This window comes from Bacillus aerolatus, from assembly GCF_009183655.1.
Classification (GTDB): Bacteria; Bacillota; Bacilli; order Bacillales; family Domibacillaceae; genus Pseudobacillus; species Pseudobacillus aerolatus.
In genome coordinates, this window is the sequence record NZ_WEIO01000002.1 from 511,972 (window position 1) to 534,291 (window position 22,320).

Annotated in this window: 14 protein-coding genes; 12 read left to right on the forward strand and 2 right to left on the reverse strand. The window is 37.1% G+C overall.

All coding sequences use genetic code 11. From position 1 onward, the window contains the following. The first annotated feature begins 147 nt into the window (after positions 1-147). The 5 genes from F9802_RS06040 (at position 148) to map (ending at position 6,778) form a co-directional block, all read left to right on the forward strand. Positions 148-1,365 carry a YeeE/YedE family protein gene (locus F9802_RS06040; protein WP_152150243.1) on the forward strand — a complete coding sequence of 406 codons (1,218 nt, stop codon included), beginning with the start codon at positions 148-150 and terminating at the stop codon, positions 1,363-1,365. Between the two features lie 249 nt (positions 1,366-1,614). Next, complete coding sequence (locus F9802_RS06045; RefSeq protein WP_152150244.1) at positions 1,615-2,334, forward strand: YebC/PmpR family DNA-binding transcriptional regulator; 720 nt, start codon at positions 1,615-1,617, stop codon at positions 2,332-2,334. A 627-nt stretch (positions 2,335-2,961) separates the two neighbouring features. Continuing rightward, positions 2,962-4,116 carry an S-layer homology domain-containing protein gene (locus tag F9802_RS06050; protein ID WP_152150245.1) on the forward strand — a complete coding sequence of 385 codons (1,155 nt, stop codon included), beginning with the start codon at positions 2,962-2,964 and terminating at the stop codon, positions 4,114-4,116. Positions 4,117-4,782: 666 nt separating this feature from the next. Further along, on the forward strand, positions 4,783-5,964 hold the full coding sequence (locus F9802_RS06055) for an amidohydrolase (RefSeq protein WP_152150246.1): 1,182 nt from the start codon (positions 4,783-4,785) through the stop codon (positions 5,962-5,964). A gap of 70 nt (positions 5,965-6,034) precedes the next feature. After that, the gene (map, locus tag F9802_RS06060; RefSeq protein ID WP_152150247.1) at positions 6,035-6,778 is read left to right on the forward strand and encodes a type I methionyl aminopeptidase; all 744 of its coding nucleotides are present in this window, start codon (positions 6,035-6,037) and stop codon (positions 6,776-6,778) included. A gap of 156 nt (positions 6,779-6,934) precedes the next feature. Here map and F9802_RS06065 read toward each other — a convergent pair whose 3' ends face one another. Continuing rightward, complete coding sequence (locus tag F9802_RS06065; protein ID WP_225435208.1) at positions 6,935-7,156, reverse strand: DUF2798 domain-containing protein; 222 nt, start codon at positions 7,154-7,156, stop codon at positions 6,935-6,937. A 179-nt stretch (positions 7,157-7,335) separates the two neighbouring features. Beyond that, positions 7,336-8,217 carry a LysR family transcriptional regulator gene (locus tag F9802_RS06070; RefSeq protein WP_152150248.1) on the reverse strand — a complete coding sequence of 294 codons (882 nt, stop codon included), beginning with the start codon at positions 8,215-8,217 and terminating at the stop codon, positions 7,336-7,338. Between the two features lie 483 nt (positions 8,218-8,700). Between F9802_RS06070 and F9802_RS06075 the strand changes: the two genes are divergently transcribed. The 7 genes from F9802_RS06075 (at position 8,701) to F9802_RS06105 (ending at position 21,881) form a co-directional block, all read left to right on the forward strand. Next, complete coding sequence (locus tag F9802_RS06075) at positions 8,701-9,975, forward strand: M20 family metallo-hydrolase (protein ID WP_152150249.1); 1,275 nt, start codon at positions 8,701-8,703, stop codon at positions 9,973-9,975. A 68-nt stretch (positions 9,976-10,043) separates the two neighbouring features. Next, positions 10,044-12,086 carry a hydantoinase/oxoprolinase family protein gene (locus F9802_RS06080; RefSeq protein WP_152150250.1) on the forward strand — a complete coding sequence of 681 codons (2,043 nt, stop codon included), beginning with the start codon at positions 10,044-10,046 and terminating at the stop codon, positions 12,084-12,086. Between the two features lie 3 nt (positions 12,087-12,089). Continuing rightward, positions 12,090-14,048 carry a hydantoinase B/oxoprolinase family protein gene (locus F9802_RS06085; RefSeq protein ID WP_152150251.1) on the forward strand — a complete coding sequence of 653 codons (1,959 nt, stop codon included), beginning with the start codon at positions 12,090-12,092 and terminating at the stop codon, positions 14,046-14,048. Positions 14,049-14,194: 146 nt separating this feature from the next. Then, positions 14,195-15,628 (forward strand): cytosine permease, encoded by a 1,434-nt coding sequence (locus F9802_RS06090; RefSeq protein WP_152150252.1) that lies wholly within the window; start codon positions 14,195-14,197, stop codon positions 15,626-15,628. Between the two features lie 920 nt (positions 15,629-16,548). After that, positions 16,549-17,937, forward strand: a complete 1,389-nt coding sequence (locus tag F9802_RS06095; RefSeq protein WP_152150253.1) for a purine-cytosine permease family protein — start codon at positions 16,549-16,551, stop codon at positions 17,935-17,937. 30 nt (positions 17,938-17,967) lie between these two features. Beyond that, a complete protein-coding gene (locus F9802_RS06100; RefSeq protein WP_152150254.1) occupies positions 17,968-19,752 on the forward strand; it encodes a hydantoinase B/oxoprolinase family protein in 1,785 nt (594 codons plus the stop codon). Continuing rightward, positions 19,752-21,881, forward strand: a complete 2,130-nt coding sequence (locus tag F9802_RS06105; RefSeq protein WP_152150255.1) for a hydantoinase/oxoprolinase family protein — start codon at positions 19,752-19,754, stop codon at positions 21,879-21,881. Before F9802_RS06100 ends, F9802_RS06105 begins: the two co-directional genes overlap by 1 nt. The last annotated feature ends 439 nt before the right edge of the window (positions 21,882-22,320 follow it).

Here is a 22,320-nt window from a genome sequence, read left to right on the forward strand (position 1 = left end):
AACTTTGCACAAGAACGGCCGAAATAGGCATGCGGCCTCGGAATAAAATAAAAAGTTCTTTTAAAGAGCAGTGTTCCTGTTTTGTAATATAAACCTAGCAATCTAATATGTTTTGTTGTATATTATAACATGAAAGGAGTGTAAGAAATGGAAGCAATTCTAAAAAAATCATCAGAAAAGCCTATAAATGAAAGAAAATGGAAACGTTTTGATCAAGCCCTTTATTTACTTATTTTTATTGTATTGGTAGGAGGAAGCTTTTTTCTTTCTCATACTGTATCCGGAAAACAAGCGCTCTTATATGTACTCGGTGCTTTAGGCGGTTTCATGCTGTACCACGCAAGATTCGGTTTTACAACCGCCTGGAGAAACTTCATTTTGTATCGGCACGGCGAAGGAATTCGGGCGCAAGTGTGGATGCTTCTCGCTGCCAGTGCTTTATTTTTGCCTCTTTTGCTTGCGGATTCTGTATTGGGAACCGATATGAAAGGCAACATTCACCCTGTAGGGATCTCAGTTCTTGTCGGTGCCTTTATTTTCGGAATTGGCATGCAAATGGGGGATGGATGCGGTTCAGGAACGCTATACCATATCGGCGGCGGAGACTCGAACGGACTAGTTGCTTTAATTGGCTTTATTGCCGGTTCAGTCATCGCCACAACTCATTTTTCTTATTGGGAAAATACGCCGCATTTTGAACCGATCTCATTACTTCAATCATACGGGCCGTTAACCGGTTTTCTTCTGCAAATCGTACTTCTTGCTGCTGTGTATGCAGCCACCGTGCTGATTGAAAAGAAAAAGAACGGCAATCTCTATAAAAAAGAAGTAAAAGTGAAAGGTTGGACATCTATTTTTTACGGACCATGGCCGATCGTTATTGGCGGATTGGCGCTTGCTGTCTTAAACGCGGTGATTTTACTCGTTCAAGGGAAGCCGTGGGGTATTACTTCTGCTTTTGCTTTATGGGGAGCAAAAGTTGTCCAGGCGGCAGGCGGCCATCCGGAAAATTGGAGCTACTGGCAAGATCCCGGCAAGCTTGCCTCGCTGCAAGAGCCGCTTTACTTTAACACCACTTCTGTCATGAACATCAGCTTAATGACAGGAGCGCTGCTGGCAGCAGTATTGGCAGGCCGGCTCAAAAAAGAAATGAAATTAAAATTGCCAATGAAAATGATCATCGGTTCGCTTATCGGCGGGGTGTTGATGGGATATGGTGCCCGCTTGTCATTTGGCTGTAACATAGGCGCTTTCTTCAGCGGTATTGCATCATTCAGCATACACGGCTGGCTTTGGTTTGCAGCTGCCTTTGCGGGAAGCATTATCGGTGTAAAAATTCGTCCATATTGCCGCTATCGCGACTAAGAAAGGAGCTGTCCTAAAAGTCAGTTATTCGTTGACTTTCAGGGCAGCTTTTTGCCTTTTCATAACCTAAGACGGTACTTATCATTTGTTTTGTCATCAAAAAAAAGACATGATATAATAGTTTATCTTGAAATTTTAATGATATAAAAGTAAAACAACTTTATTGTCATTTTGAAAAAGTATTGAAGAAGCGTTTTATTTCATATTAATAATTTTGTATAGATTCAAAGTGGAAAGAGAGTGTTCATTATGGGCCGTAAATGGAACAATATTAAAGAAAAAAAAGCGTCAAAAGATGCAAACACGAGTCGTATATACGCAAAGTTTGGGCGCGAAATTTATGTAGCAGCTAAATCCGGTGAACCAGATCCAGAATCAAATCGAGCTTTAAAAATCGTACTCGAGCGTGCAAAAACGTACAGTGTACCGAAAGCGATTATTGACCGTGCAATTGAAAAAGCGAAAGGTGGTTCAGAAGAAAGCTATGACGAACTTCGTTATGAAGGCTTCGGACCAAACGGATCAATGGTAATCGTAGATGCATTGACAAATAACGTGAACCGTACGGCATCAGATGTGCGTGCTGCATTTGGTAAAAACGGTGGTAACATGGGAGTAAGCGGATCGGTAGCCTATATGTTTGATGCAACAGCTGTCATCGGTCTTGAAGGTAAAACAGCAGATGAAGTACTTGAAATATTAATGGAAGCAGATGTAGACGTACGTGACATTTTAGAAGAAGATGAGGCGGTTATCGTTTATGCCGAACCTGACCAGTTCCATGCAGTGCAAGAAGCATTCAAGAATGTCGGCATAACGGAATTTACAGTTGCAGAACTAACCATGCTTGCACAAAATGACGTAACACTTCCTGAAGACCCACAAGCACAATTCGAAAAAATGATTGACGCATTAGAAGATTTAGAAGATGTTCAGCAAGTGCACCATAATGTAGATTTAGGTGAATAAAACATGCTGAACGTTGATCTATCAAGGGGTTGCAGTGGTTTGATAATCTGATTTTTAACATGGATTTTATATTTATTGTGATATCCATAATCAGAAACCAGCCACTTCAATGAGACGTTCAAAAAAGATATCTCTTACAGGTATTGTGTAAAAACAATGCTTAGTAGGAGGTGTCTTTTTTGTTGTTAGAAGATGTTTTAATGGAATTTATTTATGAAATTGAAACGAAAAATTATTCTCACAGGACAATAAATATCATATGTATTATTGTAAACTAAATAATGCAGAATTCTTTTAAAAGTCTCTTATAAATTGCATGAGAACAATACATTAGAGGGTATCCAAATCAATTGTCTATAACTTGCATTATGTAAATTGTGTACATAATCTATCTTAGGAACATACTTTATTGACAGTTTTTAGACCAAATTATAGGGCTGTTTGATATACTCCATACCCCTAAGTGTGAAAAGGTTTCGCTAACATGCCAATTTACCTATCTATGAAAAATTATAAAAAATAGGGAAGAAAAATTACCTAGAAATATTCTCCTGTTTTGGAAGGTTTAATCTCCATCCATGTCGAAAGCAGTGGGTATAACGACAATAAGGGAGATGTGAAAGGGAAATGAAAAAAGGTATTAATGTTTTACTATCTTTAGTTTTATTTTTTAGTGTCTTCTTATTTGCCAATGAAACGGAAGCAAGTGGGAAGTTTACAGACACTAGGAATCATTGGGCTGAAAAGGAAATTAATTATCTAAGTGGTAAGGGCGTTATTAATGGTTTTACGAATGGTTCTTTTAAACCGGACGTATCAGTTACACGCGGACAAACGGCAATTATGCTTGTTCGGGCATTGAATTTAAGCCTTGCTAACCGTCCCAATCCAGGATTTAAAGACGTTTCAACTAAACACAGTGCTTATAAATATATAGCAGCACTTGTAGATGAAGGTATTTATCCTAAAGGTGTTAATTATTCACCTGATAAGGCATTAACACGTGAAGAAATGGCACGGATGCTTGTAAATTCTTATTCTTTAACAGGTAAGAAAAATGTTACCTTCAAAGATGTTTCAACATCATATTGGGCACAGCCGTATATTAGTATTCTTGCTGAAAATGGTATTACAGCAGGATATTCAAACGGAACATTCAAGCCAAGAGATGCAGTTACACGTGGACAATTTTCAGTATTTTTGAGTAGAGTTTTGAATGATAATTATAGAGTGAAGCCACCTGCTCCATCGAACCCGCCTGCAAAAACAACACCTGTGTTAATGCAAGATATTAAGTTCGGAATGACGTATCAACAAGTAAAGAGTAGAGAGACAAGACCTTTAGTAGAAGATTTAGGAGATTCTAGTGTTGCTATATTATCTTACCTTGTCAATAAATATGGATATAATGCTTACTTAGAGTACTATTTTGAAAACAATAGACTTGAATATGTAGCATATAATTTCTTAGAAGATGATAACAGTTACCATACAAGATCAGAGTTAGCTAGTATGCATAATGCCCTTCATAAGGAAGGTGTCAAGGAATTTGGTAATGATTATTTCTATTATGATGAAGACTATCCGTCTAACAGGTTTGTCACTTCATGGAAGAAAGCGAATTTCGATGTAATATTATCTGTTAATGATGATAACTTGTATTCACGGGTGAATTTAATTTATTTCAAGCCACTTACACGTTCTGCTGCAAATGAAAAGCCGAATAATTTACATCGTATTCAGGATGAGTTAGAAAGAATAAACATTGAACTGAGAAAATAATTTTTCTTTTAATTTCATACCCTTAATAAACGTTGATAAATCAATGGTTTTAGCACATTAATCAAAAGTGTGACAAGGCCTTATATATCAACGTTTTTTCTATCTATTTTGCTATACGTTCGATACAGTTGATTCTATTTACCGTTTATGAGTAATGATGGGCAAGACAATTTAAAGTGAACAGAAATGAAAGGTATGAATGTCTTTTGAAATTGTAAAGGATTTCCCTTTAGTATGTCGAAAGTGGTAGATGCAGAGGAATGTAAAATTCTTAAAAAGAGAACAATTTTTTCGATATGAATGTTTCTTTTAATTCTTACAGGATGTACAAATCAATCTAACGAGAAAACTGAACAGAAGAAGATAGAGGTCGAAGCGATAACAACCAATGCACAACAAACTAAAGAAGTAGAGTATCGCCTTGTGTAATCGAAAAAGAAGGATACATAGCAGAAAATTTAAAGGAATCTTCGAATATCAAACTTAAGAATTCTAGACCAGACATATATACAGAATTTGAAGATAAATGCATTGAAGCTTCCCTAAAAAATAAAGTAGGGAACTTTTTAAATCAGCCCTAGCATATTTGTCTAAACAAGAAAACGAAGGTAACATATAAAGAGGAATAAACAGAAATAAAGCTGAAAGAAACAGGGGGAGAATGTCATGCTTGAAGAGGTCTATGAATTGTTAGAAAAGGATTTTGAAAATACGGTTAAAATGAGAAGGCATTTACATGAACATCCTGAACTATCATTTGAAGAAGAAGAAACGCCCAAGCTGATTGCTCGCTTTCTTAAAGAGATTGGAGTTGAAGTGAGAGAAGGAGTAGGGGGACGCGGAGTAGTGGGGGTGATCCGCGGAGGCAAGCCGGGAAAAACTATTGCTCTGCGGGCTGACTTTGATGCCTTGCCTATTCAAGATTTAAAAGAAGTTCCGTATCGCTCAAAGGTTCCTGGAAAAATGCACGCTTGCGGTCATGATGCTCACACAGCCACCTTGCTTTCGGTCGCAAAAGCATTGCAGGAAAAAAAGGATGCACTGAATGGGAATGTTGTATTGATCCACCAATTTGCGGAAGAGCTCGTGCCAGGCGGAGCCCAGGCAATGATTAAAGATGGCTGTCTTGACGGAGTAGATGCTATTTTTGGCACACATTTGTGGTCAACGATCCCAGTCGGACAAGCTGCTTTTCAGCCGCAGGCCATTATGGCAGCAGCTGACCATTTTGACGTGAAAATAATTGGAAGAGGCGGCCATGGAGGCTTGCCGCATGAAACAATTGATCCGATTGTTATCGGCACAAATTGGGTACAAATGATCCAGCAAATCATTAGCCGCGGCGTCAGCCCGCTGGATTCAGCTGTTATTTCCGTTGGGGCGATTCATGGCGGTGATGCTTTTAATATTATTCCGGGAGAATTATCGATTAGAGGGACGGTAAGAACGCTGCGAACGGACGTACAGCAAATGATCGAGCGAAAGATGGAAGCATTGCTGCGCACGCTTTGTGAAGGAACAGGCGCAACGTATGTTTATCAGTATATAAAAGGGTACCCACCTGTAGTTAACCATGCCGATGAAACAAATTTTGTGCAGGCTTGCGCAGAAGAAGTCCTCGGCGTCAGCAGCTGTTTTGTAACGGAGCCGTTAATGGTTGGAGAAGACTTCTCTTATTATTTACAGCAAGTTCCGGGCACTTTCTTTTTAACCGGCGCCGGCAATTCCGAAAAGAATGTCGTGTATCCGCATCATCATCCTATGTTTGATATCGATGAACAGGCCATGCTGCACGCAGGTAAAATTTTAGCGTCCGCCGCTTGGAAGTTTTTAAATGAAAAAGCATAACATCTTTTCAAGTGCAGGCATTTTTTGTATAGTTGTACGGAAGAGAATTTTTAGATAAAGGAAGAGTTCGATGATAATAAAAACAGAAGAAGAACTACAGGCACTAAAAAAAATCGGCAAAATTGTAGCGGAAATCCGCGACGAAATGCGCCTCGCAGCGAAGCCGGGTGTAACGACAAAAGAATTGGATGAACTTGGCGGGAGACTGTTTGAAGAAAAAGGAGCCGTTTCCGGACCGAAAAGCGAGTATGACTTTCCGGGATTTACGTGCATAAGTGTTAATGACGAAGTTGCTCACGGTATTCCAGGCAGCCGGGTTATTAAAGAAGGCGATCTCGTAAATATCGATGTGTCCGGCTCTTATGACGGCTATTTTGCTGATACAGGAATTTCATTCGTTGTGGGAGAAGGCGACCCTCTGCTATCTAAGTTATGTGAAACGGCAGAAAAAGCATTTGAACGCGGTCTGCTGAAAGCAAAAGCTGGGGCGAAACAAAATCAAATTGGGAAAGCGGTCATGAATGAAGCGCAGCGTAACGGATTAACGGTAATCAAAAATTTAACTGGCCACGGCATCGGACGCACACTTCACGAAGCGCCAGATCACATTTTAAACTATTTTGATCCATGGGATAATGCCTTATTAAAAGAAGGAATGGTCATTGCTTTTGAACCGTTTGTTTCTGCTAAGGCTGACATGATTGTCGAAGGCGGCGACGGCTGGACATTTAAAACACCGGACGGCAGCCTCGTTGCGCAAATTGAACACACAATTGTCATTACGAAAGAAGAGCCGATTATTTTGACTAAATAATTGGCATAAACTGAAGAGGTTTAAACCGCTTAGCTCTAAAAAAGGGACTGATCACTGACATTTGAATCATGTTTTAATAAAAGGGCAAGACATTGAAACCTATTTTGAAAGTTCTACCTAAAACAAGCAAGCTACCAAAAAGTAGCTTGCTTGTTTTTACACGTTTAATTCTGTCTTTTGCGTCGATGGTTTAATGTATTTAGCTAATAGCCTACGTGAGATTGGTCCAACAATTAGTAACTGCAATGGAAGCGCCACGATAAAGTTTAGAGCAACTGTTTTAAGGTACGCTGTGAAAATTGAACCTTCAATTCCCGTTATTAACGCCGTTAAGATAAGTCCGTATACTGACATAATAAGAACCATTATAGGGACCATACAAAAAGCAAGCGCCACAATAAAGTTGACTTCTTTCGATATGGCCAAGAAAATGTTTTTGTAAACAATAATGTACTTTTCCTGGCCGAATGTGGTTATTTATGCTACCTCTATAATGAGTTTGGCATTATATTTGAAAACTGAAAACATTCTGTTTATAAAATACAAAAATCAATTTGTTAATCTTCGGTGTTTAACGAACAAGTGTGGCATTTTATTATATCAATAGCAGCTCTAATGGCAGGTGAAATCCATTTATTTTTATGATGGGCTAAGGATGTGGCGATACTGCTGTTCTTTGTTTCCCATGGAGTTGCTTTTAATTTACCTTGCTCAATTTCGGTTTTTACTGTTATTAATGGAAGTAATGATATTCCTAGACCATTAATTACACATTGTTTTATAGCCTCTATACTCCCCAACTCGTATATAGCTTTAATTGGAATATCTTTTTCAAATAGATACTTTTCAAAGAGTATTCTATAATTGCATCCTTGTCCCGTAAATAAAACCGTATTTTTATTTATAGCCTCCAATTGGTCCGGGAGAGGTTCAATTAAAACCATCTGTTCATTTGTTAATTTCATGATGTTTAACTCACTAGTTTCTTTTTTTTCAATTTCTAATAATAAGGCTATATCTATTTCTCCAGTCCGTAAATAATCACGCAGGAGTTTTCCATCTGCCGTTTTTAATGAGATATCTACATTTGGATATTTTCTTGTATATTCAGAAATAATCGAAGGTAATCGGTACACTGTTAAAGACTCTGTGGCGCCAATCACTAAACTACCAGAAATAGTAGAGGCTTCTACTGCGTATTCCTTGGATTGATTAAATAGATTTAACATATCTGTAGCATAAGGTAAAAAAGCTTTTCCTATGTCAGTTAGAAAAACCTTTTTTCCGATTCGATCAAATAAAGGAAAGCCCAGCTCTTCCTCAATTGCTTTAATATGGGCTGTAATTGTAGATTGTGCAAAATTAAGCTGTTGAGCAGTGCGGTTAAAGCTTCCTACTTCTACAATCGTTTTAAAAGTTTTTAGATGACGGATTTCCATTTTTCCTCTCCTTAATTAATTTTATTCAATGCCAAACTGAGCGGTTATCTTTTTGTATGAAAAGAGGAAAGAAGGATAAGTTCTTTGATTACATTACAGTAAAAAAAGAAACTGTTTTTCGTTAGCGAATAAATGGATACTTCACCAGAGTAAAGCAACTCAGTTTTCATAAAAAGTAGAAGCCAATAGTTTTCTTCCTAATCCTATTTAAGTATGTATTTCAAAAGAAAACCTAATTCTTTGGCAGTGAATTTATATGTTAGTTCATTTTTTTCGAACGTTTAATTCGAAATTATTGATTTTACTGTAGTAAAAAATGTTGATATGATTTCAAATATACAGAATATTTAATTTGATTTCAATACTTCAAGGAAGGTGAATGCCCATAAAAGTGATAATTTTTTATAAGAGAAGCCTTTAGTACAGTTAATTAATTTATAGTGTGATATATCACAAGATCAAACATGAGAAAGGAAAAATAAAATGAGAATTAACTTAGACAGGTTGAAACAATTATTTAATGAAATGTCAAAAGTTGGAGCCACGCAGGAGGGGGGAATTACGAGACCTACTCTTTCCCAGCAAGATAAAGAAGCAAGAGATTTATTAGTTTCTTGGATGAAAGAGATGCAGCTTAATGTTCGATTTGATGATATTGGTAACATTTATGGGAGAAGAGAAGGAAGAAACCCCGAGGCAAAGCCAATTGTTATAGGTTCCCACCTTGATTCCATTATTAACGGTGGAAAATTTGACGGGGTCCTGGGAATTATTTGCGGACTTGAAGTATTAGAAACATTAAAAGAAAACGGCATCATTATGGATAGAGCAATAGAGGTTGTAAATTTTACAAATGAAGAGGGAGTATACTTTGAGCCTCTTATGGCGGGAAGTGGTTTGATTTCTGGAGATTATGAACTAAGCGAAATTTATAAACAACAAGATGGGGAAGGTATTAACTTTTTAGATGAACTAAAAGCAATTGGTTATCTTGGAAGTGAAAAGAACAGATTAAAAGAAGCTGAGGCTTTTATTGAAGTACACATTGAACAAGGACCAATACTTGACAAAGAAAAATTGTCTATTGGGATTGTTGAGGGGATTATTGGTTTTACATGGCTTGAAGTAACGGTTATTGGAGAAGCTGAAAATTCCGGACCAACTCCCATGCCTTATAGAAAAGACGCCTTAAGCACATCAGCGAAAATGATTTCAGCAATACAAAATTCAGCTCAGGAAATTAGTGAATATGGGATTACAACGGTTGGGAAAATAACGGCAGAACCTGGGGTTGTTAACACTATTCCGGGAAAGGTTACATTTACAGTAGATATTCGTGCTGAAGAATTACAAAAGCAAGATGCTGGGGTTAATCTCATTAAAAATAGACTTAAGAGGATAGCGTTTGAGGAGGGGCTAGAAATCTCAATAAATGAAATTAACTCAATGGAACCTATCCAGTTTCATCCTGAATTAATTAATAATTTAATTGATTCAGCCGACGAATTGAACTATCAGTCAAAAAAAATGATTAGCGGAGCGGGACATATTGCGTCATTTATGAATAATTTTTGTCCTACAGCAATGATTTTCGTACCAAGCATAGATGGAAATAGCCATTCTCCAAAGGAAAGAACCGATTGGGCTGATATTGAAAAGGCTACAAACCTTCTACTTAAATCCGTAATGAAGTTAGATAAAGACGGTATTAATTACAAGTGTGTGAAAGCGCATACAAATCTCACTTATAAAATCTGATATAAAAATTTATAAAGTTATATTAATAGGTACAATACGAAATTAAACAAATAGTTAGGAGCGATAATGTGGGTAAATATCATGTTGCAGTTGATGTAGGTGGAACTTTTACAGATGTTTATGCTTTTAATGATTCATCTAAAGAAACTATCGTTGCGAAGACCCCATCTGTTCCATCCAACCCGGAAATTGGTATATTAAATGGAATAAAGAAAGCAAATATATCCGGTGATGAAATTAAATTTTTTTCACACGGGACAACGGTAGGAACAAATGCATTAATTGAAAGAAAATTACCCAAAACGATTTTAGTCACAACAAAGGGGTTTCGTGATGTTGCGGAGATAAGAAGAGGAAATAAAGCAGATTTATGGGATGCCTACAATGATGTTGCTCCTCCATATATAAGCCGTAGAAATCGAATGGAGATAAATGAACGTACTGATTATGCGGGAAATATTTTAATTGATGTGGATGAAAATGAGGTGCGTGAGTTAGCAAGAATAATAAGGAAAAAAGAAGCGGAGTCCATTGCTATATGCTTAATCAATTCTTACGTTAATGGGGAGAATGAAAGAATTGTAAAAGAAATTCTTCAGGAAGAACTACCAAATGTATATATATGTATCTCCAGTGAGATTTTGCCTGAAATTTTTGAACACGAAAGAATGAGTACGACTATTATTAATGCTGTTCTTGGTCCAAAAGTAAATACTTATATGAAAAATCTACAAGGTGGAATGAAGGAAAAAGGCTATAACGGAAATATTTTGGTATTGCATTCTGGGGGCGGTGTTATGACCTCTGAAACAGTACCCCGTTTCGCCGCAAGAATAGCAAGTTCTGGTATTGCAGCTGGAGCAATCGCTAGTAAGTACATAGCCAATTTGTGTGGCTTTCAAAATGCAATTGGATTAGATATGGGTGGTACAAGTGCAGATATTTCTCTAATGTATGAAGGAAATTTAACTATTACAAAGGACTGGTATATTGAATACGGTTACCCAATTGGCTTTCCAAGTATTCAAATACAAACAATTGGTGCTGGAGGTGGAAGTATAGCATGGATTGATGAGGGAGGCTCTTTACGAAATGGACCCCATAGTGCCGGAGCAGTTCCTGGTCCTGCTTGTTATAGTCAAGGGGGAGACCAGCCTACTAATACAGATGCCAATCTGATTTTGGGTAGACTTGGTTCAAGGGTTTTAGATGGCAATATGGAATTGAACGTCGAAGAGTCCAAGAAAGCAATTAAGAATTTATGTGAAGCCTTTGATTACAGTGAATATGAGGCAGCATGTGCAATCTTAAAAGTAGCAAATGCCAACATGTGTGATGCATTACGATTAATTTCTATCAATCAAGGTTATGATCCTCGTGAATTTGCTTTAGTAGCTTTTGGCGGGGCAGGACCATTGCACGGTGCCTATTTAGCGAAGGAAATGGGGATACCAAATATTATTATCCCTGCTCATCCAGGGGTAACAGCGGCTCTAGGGTGTACTCTAGTTGATGTCACTCATGATATTTCAAAAACATATGTTGCAAATGTCAAAGATGTGAGGATTGAAGAAATTGAAAAAGAGTTCAGTCTTATGGAGGAAGAAGCTATTAAACTTCTAAAGGAAGACAATGTCGAAAAGGAAAATATGCATCTTGTACGGTATATTGAAATGCGTTATGTAGGCCAATGGCGCTCATTGTCTACTACAGTTACCCGACCATTAACATCACTAGAAGACACTATTAATATTTTCCATAAAGAACATGAAAGAGTATATGCGTACTCAAGCAATGATCAAGAAATAGAAATTTATGGGTTACGCGTGCAAGCAATTGGTCATGTTCCCAAGCCAGAATTTGTAGAAGAAAAACCAAATGGTGATTTAAAAGATGCATTAAAGGAAAAAAGAGATGTTTACTTTGAGGAAGCGGAAGGGTTTGTCCAGACACCTATTTATTCTCGTCCAAATATACCTGTTCAATCTATAATAAAAGGTCCGGCGGTAGTTGAACAAATCGATTCAACTATCGTAATTCCACCAAATTTCGAAGCTAGAATAGATAATTATAGAAATATCATTTTGTCGTGGAAAGGGGGAAATAACTAATTTATGAAAACATTAAATCAGACAAAGTTAGATCCTGTAACGTTTGAGGTATTAAAAAATGCTTTTATTAATTTAGCTGACCAAATGTCAGACCAATTACTTCGAACGTGTTATTCTTTTACAATATACAACAGAGATTTTAGTTCAGCCCTTTGTGATGCTGAGGGAAATACTGTTGTGCAAGGTACACAAGATATTGCTGTTCATGTAGGTACTCTCCATTTTACAGCAAAAGCAGTTATTGAGGATTTTAAAGATGATATCCACCCCGGTGATGTGTTTCTTATTAACGATCCATATCAGGGAGGGACCCATTTTAATGATGTGAGGGTGATCAGGCCAGTTTTTTATGAAAATAAGTTAATTGCCTTCATGCAAGTGAACGGACATTGGCCGGATGTAGGGGGGGCTTCACCTGGTTCCTTTGATGTAACTGCGAAGGAACATTATGGAGAAGGTATCAGAATACCACCATTAAGATTGTGGAATAAAGGCAAGTATTTGAAGGATGTTGCGAATATGCTCGTCTCCAATATGCGTGTACCTGAGGAACGGTTAGGGGATTTCCGAGCTCAAGTTGAATCTACGAAGGCGGCTGAAATTAGACTAATCGGGCTTGTGGGGAAATATGGATTAGATACTGTATTGGCAGCCTTTGAGGAAGTCCAAAATTATGTTGAAAGAATGGCTAAATCTAAAATATCTAATCTTCCCAACGGAACATGGGAGACTGTTGATTACATTGATATGGATCCGGAACAAGAGGAACGTTTAATCCCAATTAAAATTAAAATGACGATTCAAGGGGACAAAATACATTATGATTTAAGTGGTTCTCATCCTTACATTGGTTGTTTTCTAAACTCGGGATTCGGCTCTTCTTTTGCAGCGCTTGTAGGAGGAACAAAAGCATTTTTTCCGGATATACCATTAAATTCTGGTTTTTATCGGGTTTTAGAAACAGAATTGCCTGAAGGGTCTGTTGTCAATGCTCCTCATCCTATTGCTGTCACAGGCTTTTGCTCCGGGTCTTATGAAAAGATTATGAATGCGGTTTTTGAACTTTGGTCCAATCTTATGCCTGAACGGGCTATAGCTTGTTCCTTTAATATGGAGTATTTTTTAGTTGGAGGTTGGGATAAGCGGAAAGGATATAACAATTACTTTATGTGGTACGATTGGATGGCCGGTGGTCATGGTGGCCGAAATGGCCGTGATGGATCTAATGCAATTTCCTCCATATTCGGTGTCGGTATGACGATACAGCCTTGTGAAGGGCAAGAGCGATTGACACCGGTTGTAACAACTAAACATGAAATTATTACCGATTCAGGTGGTCCGGGCGAATACCGTGGTGGTTGTGGGGTTGAAAAGGGTGGAACCTTAACCAACGTTGGAGATTCACTTATGTCCTACTGTTCCGATCGTTCACGTTCCATAACATGGGGGATATTCGGAGGCCTGCCTTCATATCCACATGGTGCTTGGATAAACCCGGGAAAAGATGATGAACAATTTTTGGGTACGGTATTTTCCAATTTAAAGGTAAAAGAAGGGGATTCATTTATTAGACCTTCAGCCGGAGGCGGAGGATTAGGAGATCCACTAAAAAGAAGTTCCCAACTGGTTTTAGAAGATGTGATGGATGACTATGTCTCCATTGAACGTGCGAAAAAAGATTACGGGGTAGTTATAATAGAGATTGATGCTGAAAAAGATGAATATGAAATTGATTATAATGAAACCGAGTTAACAAGAGCTTATATTCGGCAGAATCGAAAAAAGTGGCTAAAAGAAGATATGAAAATAGTTTATGAGAAATATCAAAAAGGTGATATAGATAAGCTGGATCTGATTCGTCAATATGGTGTTATTATAGACTTTTCAACCGGCAAACTACTGGAGACATCCACCCAACAGTTTCGAGAAATGTTACAAGAGCGTGCAGCATCATATTGGTAAAAAGGCACAAAAGGAATAATCCTAAAGGGTATGAAATTTGAAAAAGTAAACACTCATGACAGCATCTAAGATGTAACTTAGTAATTAATATACTGGGATGCTGTCATGATTTTATTTTGATTTAAAAAAACAGAAAGGTGGCACTTATGGAAAATTTCAAACCATCGTCTGAACACGACCTTTATAATGAAGATTTGGCGCCTGTAAATAATAATGATAAAAATGTAAAACCATCTGGGTATGGATTTGTTTGGTTTGGTCTGGCAGTGCAAATTACCGCTTTTTTAAGTCTCTCACCGATGGTTAACTATTTTACAATTGGTCAACTAAATTTAATTTTTATTATAGGATCGATATTAATAGGGTTATTTTGTTTTATTACCCAAGATATTGGTTTGAGGTATGGTATAAGTTTTGCAACCTCAGTTTCGGTCACGTTTGGTTATAAAGGTGGTAAAATTATCAATATGATACGCACCTTTCCTAGCTTAATATTCTTTGGATTAAATGCATATATAGGAGCAATCGCCCTAAATGAAATTTTCAAAATGGTTTTTGGTTTTGAAAGTATCCTTTTGGGTCTTATATTGAACATTGCAGTTCTAGTTGCTATTACTGTAAAAAAGCTAAAAAGTATTGAAAGGTTTATTGCCTTTGCGGCTCCATTACTGCTGCTAATTGGAATATACATGTTATATGTAGTTCTTTCTGCATATGATGTATCTTATTTTGATACACTTAGTATGGGGAATTTACACAAATCTGATCACTCAGTAGGGATGTGGCTCTATAGTTTCGCGGTAGTAATCGGCGTTTTTTCTAGTGTAGCATTGGGTATCAATGATTTTACAAAGGACTGTAAAATTAATCAAAATAATAATAAATGGTTTCAAACAAACAAGAGTTATTTTATTGCCACTTTTATTGGTCTTGTACCACCTCTTGCGTTCTTCTCGATATTAGGAAGTATCACAATGGCTCTTTCTGGACGTACTGATGTTTTAATAGTTATTTCTGAATTAGTTCAAGAAAGATCTGTCGTTTTGGCGGTATTACTACAATTATTTATTGTGGTAGCACAAGCATCTACAAATGCTGCAGCAACTTTATTACCATCAGCATATGCTATTTCAGGTCTGTTGCCGAGAAAAATAAGCTTTAAGGCTGCTGTTATAGGTTTTGCCCTGCTCGTATTTATCGTACGACCATGGGCCATCCAGGAACATTTAGCCTTCATTATTTCCTTGTTTAGTTTTACCGCCGGTCCAGCAATAGCAATTATTGCAGTGGATTACTATATTTTTAGAAAAAGAAAGATTAGTTTAAGTGATGTATATAATTCTAAAGGGAAGTATCGATATTTTAAGGGAATTAACCCTGTAGCATTAGTCGTTTATGTATTGGCGACCGTTATTGGTTTTGTGTTTTTTTCAGATCTAAGCTTTTACATTGCAACGACACTTGCCGCCGTTTTTTATTATATAGCTGCTAAACTACTTAGCACAAAATACCCTGTTTTGGTACAAGAAGAAACAGAATATACTAGAAGGATCCAATCTAAGAAAGAAACTGTTTCTTAATACTGAAAACTTAATGAGGAATATGGATTATTATAAAGATAGATGTAGAATGACAATAAAGTTACTTAAATTAAAAAAATTTAAACGTTTATACCCCCGCCGTTTTAAGGCGGGGGTTAAATCGATTGGGGGAAAATCTGGGAGATGGTGCTTCGCTGAACTAAAATTATAAGAATAAAGTCGTTTAAAAATCCACGTTTTATACCGAAATTGTCAGCAATAGGTAAGCTTTTAAGGACTTGACTTGGATCCTCTATAGGTATGATTTGTCTTTAAAGGCTATGCTGGTGTTTCCTCAAAAAAAGAGCAAAAAAACCTAATCATTTAACAGTGAATTTATGTGTTAGTTCATTTTTTTCGAACATTTAATTCGAAATTATTGATTTTACTGTAGTAAAAAATGTTGATATAATTTCAAATATACAGAATATTTAATTTGATTCCAATACTTCAAGGGAGGTGAATGCCTATAAAAGTGATAACTTTTTATAAGAGAAGTCTTTAGTACAGTCAATTAATTTATAGTGCGACGTAAAAAGCTTATCAAGTTATAATCCTACTCTATTTAAAAGAGTTAAATGTACAAAAAGAATAATTTGCCAGGAGTATTAACAACTATTTAATCAATTCATTTAGAAAAATGAGTATGTAATAATCAGAAAAATCAAGAAAATGAAGAAGAGCTAAAGTGGTTTTAAAGATCACTGTGAAAAATACACTAATAAATTTTTATGTGAAATCTCAATTATGCGCATCCCGGAAGAACGGTTAGGAGATATGCGTGCGCAAGCAAAGGTTACGAAAGTAGCTGAACGGAAGTTAATCAAAAGGAGTGAATTTATTTTATAGGAGTAAATGAAAGCGCATACGCATATTTAGGTATTTGGAATGAAGATATTCAAATTTGAGGGGGGATAAATATGACAGGAGAAAATGTTAAACAAAAAATTGAAGATGGAGATGATTATTCTCTAGAGCCAGTGCCTGAGAGTGAACGAAGAAGTTGGCTATCGCTCTCTTTTTCATTAGCTGGTAATGCGACAGCCTTAATTTACCTGCAATTTGGGGCTTTGATGGCAATGACCTACGGAGTTGCTAACGCTGTAGGTGCATTAGTGTATGCCACAATTATTGGCGGCATTCTTGGATATGCGTTGAGTATTGTTGCTGCAAAAACAGGACTAGGATCCAATCTGATTGCGAGATCAGCAGGTTTTGGATTTAGAGGTGTAGCGCTATATTCCCTTGCAGTCGGTTCCACTTCAACTATGTATTTTTCCCTTGAGGGTATTATAATGGCTAATTCATTTCACTCTTTTTTACCCCAAATTCCACTATGGCTTATTGTAATTTTAATGGTAATTGGAATGGTGTTACTAAATTGGTTTGGAATACGTGTATTAGAAAAGTTCCAAAAATGGTCAATTGTTGTCTATGCTGTACTGTTACTCATTGCAATTTTTATCAGCATAAATATGTTTTTTAATAATTCACCTAATTGGATACAGTATATGCCAGAAAATATGCCTTTAACTGCTTTTGGCTTATTTTCGTGTATTGGCATCATAAATGGAATTGTTGGCATTCTAGTTTTAAATGTAGCAGATTTTGCTCGTTTTATAAAGAAAGAGGAACTTAAAATTGGTTCGCTTTCACTTGGAGTTGTCGTTCAATTATGGTGGTATCTAATTGCTGGACTTATAGGGATATGGTTTGGAATTAATTATTCAGAAACCAACCCAGGTATCTATTTTGTTGCAATTCTTGGGATATGGGGGGTATTGTTTGTTTTTTTAACTCAGTTAAGAATAAACGTGAATAACCTGTATATTGGTTCTCTTTCCATAGCAAATTTCTTTGCTGTAATTTTTTCTTTAAAACCAGGTAGGGTGTTTTGGATTGTCGTAATGTCTGCAATTGGAACTTTAATCATGATTTCAGGGGTTGTAGAGCATTTAGAAGCGATTACACACCTTATCGGAGTTTTTATGATGCCGATTATGATACTCATAGTAACCGATATCTATATTGTTAGGAAATTATTAAAACTTGGGTCAGAAGATTTAGAATACAGGCCAAGCCACCTTAGAAACTGGAATCCAGTTGGTATTTTCTCGGTAATTACTTCCGGCGCTATAAGTCTCTTGATGTCGTATGGAGTCTTGGGCTCCTTTTGGAAACCGCTATCATCAGTGATTGCTTGTATCCTAGCATTCACCCTATATGTCATGCTCAGTGTTTTAACTAAAGGGAAGTTTAACTATCCTAAAAATGTTGAAATAACTGATGAAGAAGTGAAACACATTTAACGAAACATCAATTATAAGGAGGAGTAGTCTGTGAACTCTATTACACCCGATTTAATGGCTATTTTGTCAAGTAAAATAAATGGTATTTCTAGACAAATGACGTATGTATTACAAAAAAGTGCTCGTTCAAGCATTATAAGCAATGCTAGGGATTTTTCAACTGCTGTATGTGATGGGAAAGGAGAGGTAATCGCTCTTCCAAATGGGTTTCCAGTACATGCTACGAACATGGGATTGACACTTAGAGGGGTTTTTGAATACCATCCACCGAGTACCTTAAAACCCGGGGACGCCATTTTGAATAATTCTCCTTATCACGGGAATACACATATGGGTGATCATACAATCATTGTCCCTGTTTTTTTTGAAGATGAGATTATGTTCTATACCACAATTAGAGCACATCAAGCAGATATCGGAAATAGTATACCGACAACCTACCATGGAATGGCAAAAGATATTTATGAGGAAGGGGCTCTTTGTTTCCCAGGTGTTAAGATCCAAAAAAACTACGAAGACGTCGAAGACATCATAAGAATGTGTAAAATGAGAATTCGCGTCCCAGATATCTGGTATGGTGACTACTCTGCTGCGGTAGGTGCTGCAAGAATAGGAGAAAAAGAGTTAATAAAGTTAACAGAAAAATACGGTAAAGAGACAGTCAAGATATTTTGTAGGGAATGGCAGAAATATGGAGATAAAAAAATGGAGGAAGAAATTAAAAAAATCCCTTCTGGAACATGGAGATCAGAATCAAAACATGACCCAATAGCTGACATCCTCCCTGATGGAATAAGCGTAAAATCCACAGTGACAGTTGATCAAGAGCAAGGTAAGATCATTGTAGATTTTACGGAAAATGGTGACCCGATAAAAAGTGGATATAATCTTTGTGAAGCCACCGTCCTTGCTGCAGGCAGAACTGCTGTATTGAATTGCTTATCCGCCAATGATTTACCTCTTTGTGAAGGAACATTTTCACGTATTGAGGTGAAAATGAAGGAAAGAGGAGTTATCGGTAAAGCTAGTTTCCCTTATTCATCAGCTCTCGCTACCACAAGTTTATTTGAAAGAGCAGTGTTTGCAGCTCAGCTTGCATTAAGTCAAGCAAAAGAGGAGTTTGGAATGGCTGAAGGATCTTCAATCACAGTTCCATCCCAGCCCGTAGTATCTGGATTTGATTCTCGATATAATAGGCCCTTTATATCACAAATTAGTTCTGGAATATCGGGAGGGATGGCCGTTTTTGGACATGATGGTTATACAACATTTGGTGGTGTTTGCACAGGTGGATTGAGTGTGTGGAATCCGTTCGAAGTTCTGGAGCAGAAGTATCCAATTCAATTTGAAATGCAAGAAATTATTCCGGATTCTTGCGGAGCTGGCAAATGGGATGGCGGCCCTGGTACTAGGATTGAGATGAAGATGAGGGATGATAGGGTAAGATTCGTAATTAATTGTGATAATAGTAAGAATCCTGCAAGAGGGGTTAAAGGTGGGAAAAACGGTAGACCTATATATGCATATAGATATAAAGAGAGTGATAAAGAAAATATTGAAGATATAACTAATACTTTTATTGATGTTGAGTTAGAACCTAAAGAAATATTTATATCGGAGTCTGCTGCAGGAGGTGGACTGGGTGATCCCTTTGAAAGAGATCCTGAATTGATTAGACATCGTGTGAGAGAAGGATGGCTTTCTTTAAAAAAAGCTAAAGAAGTATACGGCGTAGTAATAGATACGACAAATGAGAGGTACATTGTAAATTATGAAGAGACTAGGGAACTTAGAAATAGGAGGGTGTTGAAATAATGGGGTATCGAATCTGTTCAGACGTTGGCGGAACCTTTACTGACGTAGTGGTAATAGAAGAAAATGGAACAACTAATATTTTTAAATCACTAACTACATTGGAAAACCGTGTAAATGGGGTTGTTGATTGTCTAAGACTTGCAGCAGAATTTTATCAAAAACCGTTAAAAAAATTCATGGCTGAATGTGAATTTTTCGCGCATGGTACCACAGCTGGTACAAATGCTTTAATCGAAGGAAAGGTAGCGAAGGTAGGATTACTTTGTACAAAAGGTTTCCGAGATGTACTCTTATTCCGGGAAGCGGGAAAAGATCATCCTTTTGACTGGCACGTGGATCATCCGGAACCCTTCGTTCCTAGATATCTTACTTTGCCTGTAACAGAACGAATTAATTCTGAGGGGCAAATCTCTACCCCATTAAATGAAGATGAAGTAAGAGCAGTAATAAAGAAATTTAAATCTTATAATGTGGAGGCAATTGCTGTTTCATTGCTTTGGTCTTTCGTAAACCCCCAACATGAGATACGCATAGGTGAAATTATTGAAGAAGAATGGCCTGAAATGACTTATACATTAAGTCATCAGGTCAGCCCCCGCATCAGAGAATATAGAAGGACTATTAGTACAGCGATAGATGCCTCATTAAAGCCACTAATGAATGATTACATTAGTCATTTTGAAAATAGCCTGAAAGAAATAGGATATAATGGAGAGCTAAGTTTGCTTACGAGTTCCGGTGGGGTATTAACCCCCGAGGCGATGATGGGGAAACCTATTTATAGTTTAGATTCGGGCCCTGCACTGGCACCGATTGCTGGTAAGTTCTATGCTGAGAAAGAGTTCAATAAATGTAATGTCATTACATGCGATATGGGTGGTACAAGTTTTGATATGAGTCGAATTACAGATGGTATTCTTACCGTTACAACAGACTCAATTATTTACGGAGAAAAAATAAATATTCCAAAAGTAGATGTAAAGACCATTGGTGCAGGCGGTGGCAGCATAGCTTGGGTGGATGAAGGCGGACTACTCCGTTTAGGTCCTGAAGGAGCAGGCTCTTTGCCTGGACCAGCATGCTACATGAGGGGCGGGAAATATCCTACTATAACAGATGCCAACTTAGTATTGGGTTATCTCGATGAGGGCTTCTTTTTAGGCGGAACAATGAAAGTAAGCAAAAGGCTTGCGGAACAGGCAATTTTTGAATACGTAGCTAAACCTTTAAATGTAAGTATAATTGAAGCGGCCTATATGATTTATAATTCCGCCAATCATATCATGACAGAGGCTATGCGTGATATTACAATATGGGAGGGTATCGATCCGAAAGAATATACAATTGTTGCTGGCGGAGGGGCAATCGGCATGCATGTGGCCTCAATAGGTTCACAATTAGGATGTAGTGAAATCATTGTTCCGAAGACTGCATCAACTCTAAGTGCTTTTGGGGGAGTTGTTGCGGATGTAATCAGTGGCTTTAGTCGTAGTCATGTTACAACAACAGATGCTTTTAACTTTGATAAAGTAAATTTAATATTGAAAGATTTAGAAGAAGAGGCAAGAACATTTTTAAATAGAGTGGGCATCCCAATGGAAAGACAGGTGTTGGAATTTTCAGCTGAAGCACGATATCCATTTCAAAATAATGAGCTAACTGTACCCCTTAAGGGAAATGTATTTATCAATGATGATGATATAACAAAGTTTGCGAAAGACTTTCATAATCAACATGATGAAACGTTAGGTTCAAAAAGTGAAAAAGAGGCTATTGAAATTGCTATGTGGAAAGTAAAGGCAAAAGGTATAATGCCTGACATTAAACTCCAAGAACAAAATCTATTTCATGAGGAACCAGAAACCTTGGCAATTAAACCTTCGAGGCAGGCATTTTTTAAAGAGTGTGGGGGAATGATAGAGGTACCTGTTTATAATGAAGAATTACTAAGGGCTGGAAATATTATAAATGGCCCTGCAATTATTGAACAACCTACAACTAATATTGTCATTACCCCGGATTGCAAAGCGACAATTTCTCGATATGGAAATGTTAAGGTTGAAATTAAGGCTGAAAAAGCCAACCATGAGGCACATAAATCCCAATTGTTAGCGAATTCGCCTCTGTAAATCGACGTATTAACAATAAAAAATTAATAGAGTACTACTATTGTGTGTATACACTACCACAAGTGGAGAACTTACCGGAAATGAGAACTTCCTTTCTAGGAGGACAGGAGAAGGTTCTGAGGATACGAAATCTGGGGTCATTTTATCCTTTTACCTATATTGGCTATATGTATTGGTAGCTGACTAGTATCAATTTAATAAACACCCCAAAAGACAGATTTTACTCTAACTTTTGGGGTGCACTACATCTTTCACATCTATAAGGTTTCTGAAACTTTTATTAAAAATCTTGAAATATATGAATTTGATGTTGCCATTTCATTTCCTTTAAGTTGCTTTTATGTGTTCCAAAACTCGTCTTTAATTGAATAAAGAATACGTGATAAAGTTTTACTAAACAACCCAATACTTCACAACCGCGCACGATTGTGGAAGATTA

What these genes read in the sequence shown, in the direction of transcription:
- F9802_RS06085 (WP_152150251.1), top strand. Translation starts at nt 12,090, where the DNA reads ATGAAAACATTAAATCAGACAAAGTTAGATCCTGTAACGTTTGAGGTA.
- F9802_RS06050 (WP_152150245.1), top strand. Translation starts at nt 2,962, where the DNA reads ATGAAAAAAGGTATTAATGTTTTACTATCTTTAGTTTTATTTTTTAGT.
- F9802_RS06055 (WP_152150246.1), top strand. Translation starts at nt 4,783, where the DNA reads ATGCTTGAAGAGGTCTATGAATTGTTAGAAAAGGATTTTGAAAATACG.
- F9802_RS06045 (WP_152150244.1), top strand. Translation starts at nt 1,615, where the DNA reads ATGGGCCGTAAATGGAACAATATTAAAGAAAAAAAAGCGTCAAAAGAT.
- F9802_RS06105 (WP_152150255.1), top strand. Translation starts at nt 19,752, where the DNA reads ATGGGGTATCGAATCTGTTCAGACGTTGGCGGAACCTTTACTGACGTA.
- F9802_RS06090 (WP_152150252.1), top strand. Translation starts at nt 14,195, where the DNA reads ATGGAAAATTTCAAACCATCGTCTGAACACGACCTTTATAATGAAGAT.
- F9802_RS06095 (WP_152150253.1), top strand. Translation starts at nt 16,549, where the DNA reads ATGACAGGAGAAAATGTTAAACAAAAAATTGAAGATGGAGATGATTAT.
- F9802_RS06065 (WP_225435208.1), bottom strand. Translation starts at nt 7,156, where the DNA reads ATGGTCCCTATAATGGTTCTTATTATGTCAGTATACGGACTTATCTTA.
- map (WP_152150247.1), top strand. Translation starts at nt 6,035, where the DNA reads ATGATAATAAAAACAGAAGAAGAACTACAGGCACTAAAAAAAATCGGC.
- F9802_RS06075 (WP_152150249.1), top strand. Translation starts at nt 8,701, where the DNA reads ATGAGAATTAACTTAGACAGGTTGAAACAATTATTTAATGAAATGTCA.
- F9802_RS06070 (WP_152150248.1), bottom strand. Translation starts at nt 8,217, where the DNA reads ATGGAAATCCGTCATCTAAAAACTTTTAAAACGATTGTAGAAGTAGGA.
- F9802_RS06040 (WP_152150243.1), top strand. Translation starts at nt 148, where the DNA reads ATGGAAGCAATTCTAAAAAAATCATCAGAAAAGCCTATAAATGAAAGA.